Origin of the sequence: Carbonatibacter coralli, from assembly GCF_039592655.1 — a bacterium.
In the GTDB taxonomy this organism is placed as follows: Bacteria; Pseudomonadota; Alphaproteobacteria; order Kiloniellales; family Kiloniellaceae; genus Carbonatibacter; species Carbonatibacter coralli.
The window spans coordinates 1-13,726 of record NZ_JBBUTJ010000005.1; the positions used below are offsets into that span (position 1 = coordinate 1).

The window sequence follows — 13,726 nt, forward strand, 5'->3', positions numbered from 1 at the left end:
GCGGGGTGGAGCAGCCCGGTAGCTCGTCAGGCTCATAACCTGAAGGTCGCAGGTTCAAATCCTGCCCCCGCAACCAAATCAAAAAAAGCCCCACTGCGAAAACGGTGGGGCTTTTGCGTGTGTGTGGAAACGGCTGGTCGGGGGGCATCCATGTTTGCACCAAAGAGGCAGGGGACGGAGGGTCAGTTCCTCATATGAGCCGCAGAGACCGTGACAGGGTCGTTGCCAGTGACATCCATATTTGTACCGGGAGATGGTGACCGATCGCAATCTGCTCTGCCGTAGTGATTTCGTCGCCAGAGCCGGAATAAACACGCGTGGTCCCTTCACTGTCGTTACAAGAAAAGCATCGGGATGAGAACTGCGGCAGGGTTCGTTGCTGTGGTGATCGAAATGCGCGGATGCGGGTCTTTTTTGAGCAGGCGATGGATTTCCCTTTCCATCAATTCAACAGCGTTGGTTTTCACATGGACATAGCTGCCCCAGTTCAAGTTGCTCTCGCCTGCAAAGCGTCCCATGAAGCAGGCAAACTGGCATCCGGTATACGGATTGATGGCGCCGTCTGCGCTTGGCACCTTGGTGCTGGCGACAATGGATTTTGCAATCGCTTCACGAATTTGCAGCACATGAAACTTGTCCCGTCGATTGGGTGGTGCCCAGCCCATGTCTGGGCTGGGATATACTTTGTGTTGGAGCACTAGAATTTTCCAGAGTTGTTCCACTCTTCAGGCGCCAGTATCTTCTCTTCCACGTCCCAGTGCTCGACGATCTTGCCCTTTTCAACCCGGAAAATGTCAAACACAGCAAAGTGACTTTGTCCGCGCTGAACATGGCTGAAACCAACCCCGAAATTCCCCTGGCCTATGATCTTGTGCACCTTGTGGTATTTCGGCTCAATACCCTGTTTTTTGAACTCTTCGACATGTTCAACAAGGCCTTGAATGCCGTCTTTCATGTTCGGTGTGTGTTGAAGGTAGGTCTCGGTCGAAATGAATTCCGGCACCCGTTCGAATCTGCGACCGACCAGTACTTCTTGCATGAAGGTCTCGATATGAGCTTTGTTGGCATCGGTCTTGTCGAGATCCTGAACCTCGGTAGGACCGTCGATCATAGTGCGGCCCGCCGGGTTTGCGCTTTCATAGGGCGCGATCACATCCCAGTGTTCGATCATGCGCCCCTGATCGTCTGTATCGAACAGATCAGCCGTGACCCACTGAGCCTCTCCATCGTTGAGATTTTGATAGACGTGAAGGAACACGTTTGACCCATCTTCGATCGCCCGAATAATCTGAATATCGCGAACCGGATTTCGCTCAAGAAACAGCCTGAAGAACTTTATGAACCCTTCCTTGCCATCGCCCACACCGGTTGAGTGCTGCGTGTAACGAGCGCCTGTATGCTTATCGAGGGCCTCTTGCGCATTTCCATCTCGAATGCCTTCGAGATAAAGCCCCTTAGCATGGGCGATTTTCTTGCTTTCAGCCATTCTGGCCCTCCTGACAGTATGGGGGATAAATCCGTCCGCCACATTAGAGTTTAGTCATTATGTAACCGTTCTATCCACCAATGCCTTTCAGTATTTTGTGTGATTGTCCTGAGAAGAAAATTAAACGGATTACATGGATATTGATTGATAAAGACCTATCAATAGTGGCGGTATGCTATGGAAGGATTGTTGCCAAAAAATAACATCGGGAAGCCTTTTGGTTTCATTCCATGACTTCATTTCAGATCCGGGTTTTGAGGTTCCCGTTCTTTGGGAAACGCCTGGTATTCTGGAAAATATGACATTGCTGAAAGAGGCGTATCCTGAACTGTCTGCTCCGGTACGTGATACCTGGCCAGGAGGGATGCTCAGTTCCTTATACCAAGCAGAGGGAGCGGGACAGGTCATTGCCTGCAAGCCTGAATGGAAAGACTGTTTCAGGGGGAGGATATGGGAAACAGACAGAAGTATTTGTTTCTCAGGAAATCAGGCCTTTGATTTGTGCTTCAAGCATGCCCCTGAGTTCTTTTTGAAAATCAAAAGCAAGAGTTTCAAGGCCCTTCAGTTTGGCAATTTGCCGAAGTTTGGCTTGCGGGCTGGCCATGGGCCACAAGCCCATGACGATAACTCCGGAAACGAAAGCAATCTGTCTTGCGATGTTATCGTCTGCGTCTTTTAAGGATGCCGCAATGGCGTCGACGATCATTTGGCTCTGCTCTAAACCGGACAGTTTGATGTCCCTGATGACTTCAAGATCAGTGTTCTGTTCAAGAATTGTCACGGATATGCTCAAGAGGTCACACAAGAGAGGATTTTGCTGATAGGCGGCACTCATTGCCTCGCAGAATTCGGGAATGGAAAGGGTTCTGCCCTCAATCCTGTTTTTAAATGCCTGTACGAACTGCTCAATCTCTTCGTGCATCAGGACCATCAGAATTTCTTCACGGCTGCTGAAATAACGATAGAGATTGGATTTGGTGATGTCAGCTCTGCGGCCCAGTTCATTGAGAGACCATCCCATAACACCAGACTCTGAACAGAGTTCGCGTGCTCTTGTCAGGATGTTGGCGCGGCGTTCAGCTTTTTGTTGGTCTTGACGCGCTCTTTGAAAGGCCATGCTGTATCTCTTGCGTTTGTTTCGCCATTTTATTCCGGTATCGAATGCTTTCCTAAAATACGTTCAGAATCAATCCTGGCAAGTTGATTTAAGCCGGTTTCATTGCGCTTTTGTTGTCCGGGTTAATCCGGTTAGCTCGCGACTGATGTCCATTAACCGGGCGACTTTCGAATCATCCAGTGCCAGTGGGTTCGGTGCCAGCAGCATATCTTCATAGATGAAGCATCCCGAACTGTTCCGGTATGCTTTGTCCAGTGAGGCGGTGACAATGCGTTCTGCGCCAACCCATGTTGGAGCCGCCAGGCCGCCAAAGAGCTGCATGAAAAGACGCTCAGGCCCTTTGGTGTAACGACCGATATTGCTTCGGATATAACCCGGATTCAAGCAGTTGATCGTGGCTGAGCTGTTGTGAAGGCGCCTTGCGACATCACGCCCGTGCATAATGAGACAAAGTTTTGCTTGGGCATAGGATGTAAGCAGTGACCATTTTTGCTTGAGTTGCAGGTCATCAAAATTGAGGTGGGCGACTTCTTGCGTTGCTGATGCCACGTGAAGAATGCAGGCTGAGGGGGTCATTTTGATACGGTCGAGTAACAGTTCAGTCAGAAGGAAAGGACCGAGGTAATTGACTGCGAAGTTCATCTCGTATCCATCAGAAGACATTGTGCGCTCTGGTGCATTGATGCCGGCACAATTGATGAGGTAGTCAATTTTTTCAAACTGATCCAGAGTTCTGTCTGCTGCCCGACGAACCTGGCTGAGTGAGTTCATGTCACAGCCCAGAAGGGACAGCTGCCCCTTGTAACCTTTGTCCGAAAGGGTATCTATGACGCCTTGTGTTTTTTCCGGGTTGCGTCCGAACAGACAGATATTTGCCCCCATTTCTGCAAAGCGTTCGACCGCTATTTTACCCATCCCGTCAGTGCCGCCTGTGAACAGCACGGTTTTTCCTGTCAGATCCTGATTGGGGAACCTGTCCGTTGTTTTGCGGGCAAGGAATGTATCCGGCAAGAATTTTCCGAAGGGGCGCTTCATGGGATTTCTCCAGGTCTTTGTTGTTTCCTGTAATCCTATATAAAACCATCGGTTCCTAATTAAAAGACCATTGGTTTATTAATGTGAAGACTGATTGTGAAAGATCAAACTTTTGGAAACGATTTCAAAGGGTAAGAGAAAAACAAAAAAGCTCTGTGATCATCAAATCGCAGAGCTTTTCACAGACAAACGGCAGAATGTGGAAAGATCAGTGTTGCAGGATCTGGCTCAGGAAGAGCCGGGTGCGTTCATGCCGGGGATTGTCGAAGAACTCTGCCGGTGTGTTCTCCTCGATCACCTGTCCGGCGTCCATGAAGATCACGCGATCCGCGACAGAGCGTGCGAAACCCATCTCGTGGGTCACACAGACCATGGTCATGCCGTCGTTGGCCAGTTCAATCATGGTGTCGAGCACTTCGGAGACCATTTCCGGATCAAGGGCAGAGGTCGGCTCGTCAAAGAGCATGACCCGGGGCTTCATGCAAAGGGACCGTGCAATGGCAACACGCTGCTGTTGACCGCCCGAGAGCTGTCCGGGGTACTTGTCGGCCTGTTCGGGGATGCGCACGCGTTCCAGATAGGTCATGGCGTTGGCGCGGGCTTCTGCCTCGGGGATGCCGCGGACCCAGACGGGGCCTGCCATGAGGTTCTGCAGAACGGTCATGTGCGGGAAAAGATTGAAGTGCTGGAAGACCATGCCGACATCCATGCGGACTTCGGCAATGTTCCTCATCTGGCGGTGCAGGCGGATGCCGTTGACGAGAATGTCGCCTTCCTGGTGGGCCTCCAGCCAGTTGAGTGTGCGGATCATGGTGGACTTGCCCGAACCGGAAGGACCACAGACCACGATCTTCTCGCCTTCGTAGACGGAGAGGTTTACATCGGTCAGCGCGCGATAGCTTCCGTACCACTTGCTGACATTCTTCATCTCGATAATCGGTGCAGCGCTGTTCATGATCAGTGACTCTTTGTGCGATAGAAACGTTCAATACGGCTCTGGATCAATTCCAGACAGATCGAGAGCAGCCAGTAGATCAGGGCGGCTGTGATCAGCATCTCCATGTGACGGAAGTCCTTGTTGCCGAGCGTCCGGGCCAGGAACATCAGCTCCCACACGCCGATGACAGAGACAAGTGAACTGTCCTTGAGCATGGCAATGAACTGGTTGCCGGTGGGCGGGATGATCAGCGGCATGGATTGCGGCAGGATCACGCGACGCATGGTCAGGCCGAAGCCGAAGCCCATGGAGCGCGCAGCCTCCCACTGTCCGCGGGAGATGGACTGGATGCCGGCGCGGAAGATTTCTGTCATGTAGGCGCCATAACAGAGTGTCAGCGCCAGAATGCCGGCAGGGACGGCATCAATGACATAGCCCAGTTGCGGCAATCCCAGATAGATCAGGTAAACCTGCATCAGCAGGGGAAGCCCGCGGAAGAAAGAGGTATAGAAGCTTGCAATACCGAAGGCAAAACCGTTGGAGGAGAGCTTGGCCACTGCGCCGATAATGGCAACGACGGAGGCCAGTGTGATCGAGATGGCCGAGACATAGAGCGTGGTGAAGACGCCCTGTGTGATCATGAACCAGACCTTGGAGCGGATGAACTCGAAGTTCAGATCAAAGCTGTAGAAGAAACCAAGGAACAGGAGGAACAGTTCGATCCACACGATCAGGATCTGGACAGGCAGCCGCAAAAAGGCAATGCCGGAAATGTTGGCGGTCAGCAGCACAGCCAGAACAAGGCCGGTGGCGAAATCGCCATAGAAACCTGCGGTTTCCGGATCTCCGATAACAGGGGACATGAAGTGGCCAACAAGCGTGTTGCCCAGGCCAAAAAAGGTCAGGAGCGCCGTGAAGCCCAGAAGCATCGCAAGGATGACAGGCGGGCGGTGTACGGCTGCTCCCGATTCAACGGTATCAGCATAAAGCATTTGAAAACCTGCAAAAAACGGTCCCGGTAGTCCTGCGACCACCGGGATCCCTATGGAACGAAGCCTTAATTGATCGAGGTATAGTCAATACCATACCATTTTTCGGACAGGGCCTTGAGGACGCCCTCGTCACGCATGTCGGCTACGATCCCGGCAAGTTTTTCGTTGAGTTCTGCATCACCCTTGTCGATCGCCAGAGCCAGCGGCTCGTAGAAAACAGGTGCTCCCAGAATTTCGATCGGATAGCCGGACTTCCGGGCTGCAAGGATCGCGGGCAGGGAGCCGACCATGGCATCCAGACGGACACCGTTGCCCAGGCGCAGATCGTCCAGTGCTGCAGTGCTGTCCTTGTAGGAGTTGATTTTCCCGTCAACCTGGTATTCGAAGGCAGGAACGCCCTGGGCATCGATTTGCAGGTCTTTCTGGAGGTAAAGCTCGAAGACAGAGGCTGTTGTTGCGCCGATGCGCTTGCCTGTCAGATCATCAAAGCTTTTGGCATCGCTGTCCTTGTGAATGGCGACAGCCGCAGGCGTGTAGTAGTAGACTGCCGGGAAGTCGAGGACTTCCGCACGGGTTGATGTGGGTGTCATGGAGCCCACGGACAGGTCCCAGCGGCCTCTCCAGTTTCCGGCCGTGATAATGTCCCAGGCCGGGGTGACAAACTCGACCTCGACGCCGAGGCGTTTGCCGATTTCACGGGCAACATCAACATCGAAACCGTCCATTTCGTTGTTGTCGTTCAAAAAGGACTGCGGTGCCCAGTTGGCATCGGTTGCAACGCGCAGAACGCCGTCGTCTGTGATGCGATCCAGTGTTTCACCGGCTGTAGCCGCACCGGAAAATGCTGTGGAAACAGCAACCGCCAAACCCGCAAGTGCGAACGTAATGGATTTCATTTGGACCTCCCTTCGTTTTTCTTTTCATCACAGTTTTTTTGTGTCTGTGTCCCCAAAGGCTAGGAGGCCTGTATGGATGTCGATAGACCAATTTGCGAATAGGTTGATGCTCTGAAGTGATCAACTTTCAAAAGCTTTTGTTGATTCATGCTCTTAGCCGGAAACGGGGTCGTGCTTTAATTTCACATCATTATGCATTTTTGTCATTGATTTTGTATCAGGCTTTGTCTGTGCTCTGTAGTGCTCCATTCGAAAATTCTGTTTTGTCCTGTCTGCAACCGGAATGATGTGATCCGGTTGTGCCGTACAGTATGCATGGTGCTTTGCGCTTTGAAAGCTTTTCTGATCCGGTGGGAAGCTGTTGTCATTTTAAAAAGGGTCGTCTTTTTCCGGCAAGGAGTCGTTCGGGCAAATTGATGATGAAATTCGATTGTGCTAGCGTTTGCGGACAGACAGGAAAACGGATGATCCATGCGCAGACGTATCCCCTCCATTACAGCATTGCTGTGCTTTGAAGCGGCTGCCCGAACCGAGAATTTCGGTCAGGCGGCCGAGCAGCTCAACATCACCCAGAGCGCATTGAGCCGACAGATCCAGACACTGGAAGGCTTTGTCGGGCAATCGCTTTTTACCCGTTCCAAGCAGCGGGTTCATCTGACAGCAACGGGATCGCTGCTCTTGTCAGAGCTTTCTCCGGTGCTGGAAACGCTGGAGATGACCATGCTGCGTGCGCAGACCCATGACAGTATGAAGGGGGCGCTGAACCTGGGAATCTATCCCACGCTGGGCAGCCGCTGGCTGATGCCGCGCCTGATGCGTTTACAGCATGATCAGACCGAGCTGACGATCAACACCATCACCTTTTTGAACAATGAACTGATCGATCCCAATCTGGTGGACATTGCCATTGCGCAGGGGGATCCGCCTTTCAAGGGGTTCGAGCACGAGCTTCTGATGCCTGAAAAGCTTGTGGTTGTGGGCAGTCCAACCCTCATGGACAGTGCGCTTGAGGACCCGATGGAGCTGTTGAACCACCGGATCCTTCAGCACAGTACCCGTCCTCTGTCCTGGGAAATCTGGATGGCCCAGCTGGGCATCACCCTGCCGCGCAAGATCATTGGCCCGATTTTCACCCAGTTCGAGATGTTGATTGATGCGGTTCGCGGGGGATATGGCATTGCCATTGTTCCCAAGGTCCTGATCCGCAGGGAGCTGGAGAGCGGGGAGCTGATCAGGGTGCACGATTTCGAGTGCCAGACCGAAAGCGCCTATTTTCTGCTGACCCCCAAGGTCAAGGCCGGAATTCCCCGTCTGGAACGCCTGAAACGCTGGCTTGTCTCCTCTGTTGAAGGAGACTGGCACTAGACCCGTGTGAGAGAGCTCCGGAGGGGACAGAAAAGGCTGAAGACAAGACCGGGGCAAAGAAAGGGCTTCCTGTCGCAGAAACAACAGGAAGCCAGTATCCCCGGAAAGGGAACAGGGAAACCTTCAGCGATAGAAATCCTCGAAGGCTTCTGTCGCAATCTGTAATCCGGCATCTGTCACGTCCCGGTGAAAGACCATGCGGATGGCAGGTTGCTGTCCGCCGATCAGGACGCCGCGTTCAGCCAGAGCCTGACGCAGAGGAGCATGTGTTCCCGGTTCGGGTGTGAAAAAGATCATGTTGGTCGCCTGCCTGACCTCTCCGCAGTCCAGTTCGCGCAGTCTTTGCGCCAGCTGTTCGGCGCGGCTGTGATCCTGTGCAAGGCTTGCAACATTGTGCTCCAGGGCATGGAGACCGGCGGCGGCGAGAATGCCGGACTGGCGCATGGCGCCCCCCAGGATTTTCCGGTTGCGGCGCGCCTTTTTCATCAGGACAGCCGGGCCGAGCAGAACAGAGCCCGCCGGTGTTCCCAGTCCCTTGGAGAGGCAGATTGAAAGCGTATCCGCAATCCCTGCCAGCTCCCGCTCGGGGCAGCCGAGGGCCGTAACTGCATTGAAGAAGCGCGCCCCGTCCAGATGCACAGCCAGGCCACCTGCGCGGGCGGCTTCTGCAGAGGCAGCAATCTGGTCCAGTGGAATGACCTGACCGCCGACGGTGTTTTCCAGACAGAGCAGGCGGCTGATGGCGTAGTGGGGATCGTCTTCCCGGATGCCGGCCCGGACGTCTTCGGCCCTGATGGCGCCATTGTCCTGAACAGCTGCGGGCACCATTGAAATTCCTGCCAGCACGGAGGCACCGGCGGCTTCATCGCAGTAGATATGGTAGTTCTGCCCGACGATCACTTCATCCCCGCGACCACAATGGGCCATCAGGGCTGCGAGATTGCTTTGCGTCCCCGTAGGAAAGAAAACAGCGGCTTCCTTGCCGAGGCGCGTGGCAAGCTGCTGTTCCAGAAGGTTGACGACGGGGTCTTCGCCATAGACGTCGTCCCCGACAGGCGCAGCAGCCATGGCTTCGCGCATGGCTGCATCAGGACGGGTCATGGTGTCGCTGCGCAGATCACAGTGAACCTCGGCCGCGCCCTGCGCTGACATCTGCCCGTAAAGGCTCATTATTCGGTGACCTGGTCGTAGGCCAGCGCGGCGACAATGTGGACGCGGCGTGTTTCGCCACCGTTGAGCGCTGTGTGATAGCCGCGGGTGTCCGTAAAGTAGACCGAGCCGTCAGCAGGCAGGTGTGTCACGTGGTGATTCACGATGAAGAGGGAACCGGGGTTGGAGATAACCGGAATGTGCAGGCGCGGCTCCGGGTCGCGGTGCCAGGAGTTGCAGTTGTACAGTCCCTTGGAAAGAACCCGTGTCCGGCCGATGGGAAAGCGCTTTGTCAGTTCCTCGTGGACATATTCGAAATAGGTTCCCTTGAATTTCGGATTGAATTCGGAAAAGTTGATTTCCGGGACAAGATCCTCGCGGGGTTCCTCGACATAGCGGTCATCCGCACGCAACCAGTAACGGCCGGAGAGATCGTTGGAGGTCCATTCGGTCTGTCCGGGGCGCTGGGTCAGGGGGAGCGCGGCAAAGCCGATATCCTGCAGGTCGCCCATAAAGGCTTCACGCTCCAGACATTCATCCAGAGCCTTGCGCAGCTCGTTGATGTCGAACTTCAGTTCCAGTTTCTGGATGCCGGGGCCGGGTACAAACTTTGAAACGGATTGGGAATCGACCTGTGTGTCCATCCATTTCTGCATGGCCAGAACATCAGGATCGTCGAGCAGTTCAGGGGTAAAGTCAGTGGCTTGCATGTTTGATCATCCCATTCGTTGAGCGCTGTTCAAGGCAGGAGCTTTTTGATGCTCCCGTGAGGAGGTCGCCCTTGTTTCCGGTCTTCCGGCCGGAATGCGGCCTTGTTGGAAACGAGGATAATCCCGTGACTTCCGGCGAGAAAAACGCTCATTACGCATTGCGTGATGAGCTCAGCGCATCAAGTGAGGGCTGTCTCTCCGGTGAAGATTTGGGGCGGGTCCGAAAGGAACTGACGGAGCGTTGTGGTCATGCGACACGGCAACAGGCATCACCTGCCCGAAAAAGAGCTTGCCTGTCGGGAGGATATCTTTTGGGATCAATGCCTTGAGATCGACAGGATCAGACTGCAGACTTCTGAATGATCTGTACTTGGTGCGTTCCGGCTTTTATCCTGTGAGCTGTTTTCCGGAAGTCAAAACAGGATCACTGCTCAAGAGGAGCGCGTATGTTCATTAAAAGAAAAGCATCGAAATGGCTTGAAGCCGGTTTGCTGACCAGTGAACAGGCCGCCCGGATTGTTGAATTCGAGAAAAACCGGGGATCGAACTATTTCACGCGGGGGCTTTATGCGCTCGGCGCCTTTTCCATTCTGGTTGGTGTCCTGTCTATTGTCGCAGCCAATTGGCAGGACATTCCGGCTGAGGCAAAGCTTTCCGTTCATCTTCTCGTGAACGCTGTTGTGGCAGGCTCTATCCCCTTTTTTGACAGACGGGGAAAGAGGCTGTCAGCGGAGCTGGCTGTGCTGGGGTTGACGGGGCTGACGCTGACACTGATTGCACTTATTTCCCAGGTCTTCCATCTGGATGGCCCAATGGCTTCAGCACTGCTGTTGTGGATGGGGATATCGACTCCTTTTGTGCTTGTTTACGGGCAAACCAGAGTCTCTTTGTTGCCATGGATCATCGGCTTTGTCGCAAGCCTGTTTGCAGGACTGGATGCCTATCTTCTGGAGGAGCTTGATCCATCCGGACAGCTTGTTGCAATGGTGGCAGTTGCAGGTTTTCTGCCTCTGGCTTTTCTTCAGTGCTCTGCTCTTCTTCCGGAAGGGAAACGCCCTGTCCTGTCGAATCTTCTGTCCATGACCGGGGTTTTGTTTGCCATTGCGATCCCGACAGTCGCCAGTGGCTGGTGGTATGAATACAGCCCCAGAGACGATATTGATTCCCTTGCAACGCAGCTTCTGGCTTTGGGTGCTCTGGGATTGGCCGGGCTGGCTGTGCTGTTTGTGCGGCTTTCTTCCAATGTGCGTCTGTTGCTTGCAGGCGGGTTGATTGTGGAGGCCCTGCCTCTGGTTTTCACCGGGTTTGAATCCGGTGTTTTCAGCGCCTTCTTTTTTGTCCTGTTCTGGATGTTCCTTGCTTTTCTTGCCAACAGGATCAGGAGCCATCTTCTGGTTCTGCTGGCTGTCGTTGTCATCGCGATCCGGATTTACGTGGTTTATCTGGAAGTGTTTGGCTCCCTGCTTGAAACAGGGTTCGGGCTTGTCCTCAGCGGTGTTCTTTTGCTGGTCATGGTCTGGGTTGTCTGCAAAGTCGGCAAAAGCATGTCCGGGCGTGGCAAGGAAGGGGAAGCGTCATGAAAGCGGTATTGAAAATCGTTACCCTGATCCTTCCGGTTCTGGTTCCGGGACTTTTGATCGGGGTTCACACCAGCAACAGGGAAGCGGGTCAGAACTGGCGCATTGCTGTGGAGGGATACGACCCGAGAGACCTGCTGCGGGGGCATTACCTGCAGTTCCGTTATGACTGGAACTGGGATGAAGTGCCGGGGAGCTCTTGCGAAGGCGATCACTGTGCCATTTGTCTGGAGGCTTCAAACGCTTCGGACAACAGAAATCCCAGAGCCTCCATGATGACGCTCGCTGAGGCGGAGCAGCAGTGCAAAAGTTTTGTTGCAGGGGCCTATCGCGAGGGAACCGGCTTCAGGATTGGCAACGGGCCGGGCCATGGTCTGAGGCGCTATTACATTCCCGAGGCCCGGGCAGAAGAACTCGATGAACTCCTGAGAAATGCAGAGGGCAGCTTTCATTCCTTCGAGGTTGGTCTGACGCTCGACGGGTCGGGACAGGCCGTTATGGACCAAATGTATCTCGACGGAATTCCGCTGGAAGAGTGGCTGGAACTCAATCCCTGAGCTTTGGGTAAATTCCGGGATCTGTTCCGGAATCTGTCCTCCGGGCAGGCTGTCGGGTGTGCCCGGAGGACAAACCTGCTTCATCAATGCTGTTTTTCTTCCTTCGGCACGTAAAAAGGGAAATAAAATCACATAAAATCCAAAAGCGACAAGTAAAACAAAGGCTTTTGTCCGGAATTACGGCCTGAATTTGCCGTTTATGTTCATTTTTATGACGCACAGAGAGAAGAAATTCGAAAAATCTGTCGCTGGTGTCAATAAAAGTGACGCAACAGCGGTGCGGTAACACGACGCAGATATAGACAATCCCCTCACTCTGAAACGAGCGAAAAGAACAAGGAGTGACTTTATGTCTGGTAATGCAGGGACAGCGATCCCAAAGCCGGGTTTTGGTCTGGCAATGGTCCCGATTGTGTTGACTTTGATCGTGCTGGGTATCCAGCTTTTCTATTTTGGTGACTTTACACCACATATTCCTTTGGCAATCGGTATTGCCATCACAGGCCTTGTCGGTCTGAAGCTGGGTCACAAGTGGCCCAACATTGAAGAAGGCGTTTTCCACGTCGTCTATGTGTCGCTGCAGTCGATCGGTATTCTGATCACTGTGGGGATGATCATCGGCGTGTGGATTGCCAGCGGAACCGTCCCGGCGCTGATCTACTACGGGCTGAAGCTGCTTTCACCGGAACTGTTCCTGGCCGCTGCGATGCTGATCTGTTCTGTTGTGTCGGTTTCTCTCGGGACATCCTGGGGCACTGTGGGAACGGTTGGTCTTGCGTTGATGGGGATTGGAGCAGGTTTTGACATTCCGATGTACTGGACTGCGGGTGCCGTTGTGTCCGGTGCTTTCTTCGGTGACAAGATTTCTCCCCTGTCCGATACGACAAACCTGGCGCCTGCTGTGACCGGAACCAATCTTTTCGATCACATCCGCAACATGCTGCCGACCACTGTGCCGTCCATGCTGATTGCCTTTGTGATCTATCTGGTTGTGGGCTTCACACTGATCGATGGCGATGGTGTGTCCTTCGAGCGGATCGAGGCCATTACCTCCAGCCTTGAAAACGAGTTCTGGATTTCACCGGTCATGCTGCTTCCGGCCCTGCTGGTGATTGTGCTGGCGGTCAGGAAACAGCCTCCGATCCCGTCGCTTTTTGCCGGTGCTGTCTTTGGCGGTATTCTGGCGATGGCTGCACAGGGTGCAACCCTGCACGAGACCTTCACCTATGCCAACAGCGGCTATTCCATCGAAACCGGTGTTTCCGAAATCGACAGCCTGCTGAATCGTGGTGGAATCCAGTCCATGATGTGGACCATTTCCCTGGTTCTGCTGGCTCTGGGTTTCGGTGGTGCCCTGGAACGCACACGCTGTCTGGAAGCGATCATCGAGGTGATCATGAAGCGCGTCCGCTCCTTTGCCGGTTTGCAGACCTCTGCCATCATGACCTCGGTTGCGACCAACACTGTTGCGGGTGATCCCTATCTCTCGATTGCCCTGCCGGGCCGCATGTTCGTGCCAATCTATCGCGGCAGCGGTTATTCACCCCTGAACCTGTCCCGTGCCATCGAGGAGGGGGGAACGCTTGTGTCTCCGCTGATCCCGTGGAATGCGGGCGGTGCCTTCGTGATCTCCGCGCTGGCACTGGGTGTGAGTGACGGCAATCTGGAAAACCTGCTGTACATCCCGCTGGCCTTTGCCTGCTGGCTGTCTCCGGTCATCGGTATCTTCTATGCCATGATCGGGGCCTTCTCCCCGAAGGCTTCCGAACAGGAAGTGAAGGACTGGGAAGAAGCAGGCGAGCCTGTCATCAAAATGGGTTAGGCTTTCAGGGCCTGATGTGAAAACTCTGTGCCGGGTGTGAAGGCATCCGGCACAGGGCAACAAAATATAAAAGATCTTTTCGG

General features: G+C 53.9%; 13 protein-coding genes and 1 pseudogene. 4 read left to right on the forward strand and 10 right to left on the reverse strand.

Features of this window, described 5'->3' with window-relative positions:
• Positions 1-335: 335 nt before the first annotated feature.
• The 8 genes and pseudogenes from AAAH10_RS11880 to AAAH10_RS11910 all read right to left on the reverse strand — a co-directional run bounded on the left by AAAH10_RS11880 (position 336) and on the right by AAAH10_RS11910 (position 6,463).
• Positions 336-626, reverse strand: a complete 291-nt coding sequence (locus AAAH10_RS11880; RefSeq protein ID WP_343563805.1) for a radical SAM family protein — start codon at positions 624-626, stop codon at positions 336-338.
• Between the two features lie 71 nt (positions 627-697).
• Positions 698-1,486: a nuclear transport factor 2 family protein gene (locus AAAH10_RS11885; RefSeq protein ID WP_343563807.1), complete on the reverse strand. Its 789-nt coding sequence runs from the start codon at positions 1,484-1,486 to the stop codon at positions 698-700.
• 478 nt (positions 1,487-1,964) lie between these two features.
• Positions 1,965-2,408 (reverse strand): hypothetical protein, encoded by a 444-nt coding sequence (locus AAAH10_RS11890; RefSeq protein WP_343563809.1) that lies wholly within the window; start codon positions 2,406-2,408, stop codon positions 1,965-1,967.
• A 21-nt stretch (positions 2,409-2,429) separates the two neighbouring features.
• A pseudogene (locus AAAH10_RS16545) lies at positions 2,430-2,603 on the reverse strand (TetR/AcrR family transcriptional regulator); the annotation flags it as partial.
• 99 nt (positions 2,604-2,702) lie between these two features.
• A complete protein-coding gene (locus tag AAAH10_RS11895; protein ID WP_343563811.1) occupies positions 2,703-3,545 on the reverse strand; it encodes an SDR family NAD(P)-dependent oxidoreductase in 843 nt (280 codons plus the stop codon).
• Positions 3,546-3,846: 301 nt separating this feature from the next.
• Entirely contained in the window at positions 3,847-4,593 is a 747-nt protein-coding gene (locus tag AAAH10_RS11900) for an amino acid ABC transporter ATP-binding protein (protein WP_343563812.1), read from the reverse strand.
• Between the two features lie 2 nt (positions 4,594-4,595).
• The gene (locus tag AAAH10_RS11905) at positions 4,596-5,567 is read right to left on the reverse strand and encodes an amino acid ABC transporter permease (protein ID WP_343563814.1); all 972 of its coding nucleotides are present in this window, start codon (positions 5,565-5,567) and stop codon (positions 4,596-4,598) included.
• Between the two features lie 65 nt (positions 5,568-5,632).
• Positions 5,633-6,463, reverse strand: coding sequence for a transporter substrate-binding domain-containing protein (locus AAAH10_RS11910; protein WP_343563816.1), 831 nt, complete (start codon positions 6,461-6,463; stop codon positions 5,633-5,635).
• A 471-nt stretch (positions 6,464-6,934) separates the two neighbouring features.
• Here AAAH10_RS11910 and AAAH10_RS11915 point away from each other — a divergent pair, with 471 nt between their 5' ends.
• Positions 6,935-7,828, forward strand: a complete 894-nt coding sequence (locus AAAH10_RS11915) for a LysR substrate-binding domain-containing protein (protein WP_343563818.1) — start codon at positions 6,935-6,937, stop codon at positions 7,826-7,828.
• Between the two features lie 123 nt (positions 7,829-7,951).
• Here AAAH10_RS11915 and ltaE read toward each other — a convergent pair whose 3' ends face one another.
• Both ltaE and AAAH10_RS11925 read right to left on the reverse strand, forming a co-directional pair.
• Positions 7,952-8,998, reverse strand: a complete 1,047-nt coding sequence (gene ltaE, locus AAAH10_RS11920; protein ID WP_343563820.1) for a low-specificity L-threonine aldolase — start codon at positions 8,996-8,998, stop codon at positions 7,952-7,954.
• Positions 8,998-9,687: a hypothetical protein gene (locus AAAH10_RS11925; RefSeq protein WP_343563822.1), complete on the reverse strand. Its 690-nt coding sequence runs from the start codon at positions 9,685-9,687 to the stop codon at positions 8,998-9,000. The genes ltaE and AAAH10_RS11925 overlap by 1 nt, the downstream gene beginning before the upstream one ends.
• A gap of 446 nt (positions 9,688-10,133) precedes the next feature.
• On the opposite strand from AAAH10_RS11925, the gene AAAH10_RS11930 reads away from it, so the two are divergent.
• From AAAH10_RS11930 to nhaC, 3 genes are all read left to right on the forward strand, one after another.
• Positions 10,134-11,267: a DUF2157 domain-containing protein gene (locus AAAH10_RS11930; RefSeq protein ID WP_343563824.1), complete on the forward strand. Its 1,134-nt coding sequence runs from the start codon at positions 10,134-10,136 to the stop codon at positions 11,265-11,267.
• Complete coding sequence (locus AAAH10_RS11935) at positions 11,264-11,821, forward strand: GDYXXLXY domain-containing protein (protein WP_343563826.1); 558 nt, start codon at positions 11,264-11,266, stop codon at positions 11,819-11,821. Before AAAH10_RS11930 ends, AAAH10_RS11935 begins: the two co-directional genes overlap by 4 nt.
• 349 nt (positions 11,822-12,170) lie before the next feature.
• Positions 12,171-13,643 carry a Na+/H+ antiporter NhaC gene (gene nhaC / locus AAAH10_RS11940; protein WP_343563827.1) on the forward strand — a complete coding sequence of 491 codons (1,473 nt, stop codon included), beginning with the start codon at positions 12,171-12,173 and terminating at the stop codon, positions 13,641-13,643.
• Positions 13,644-13,726: the final 83 nt, after the last annotated feature.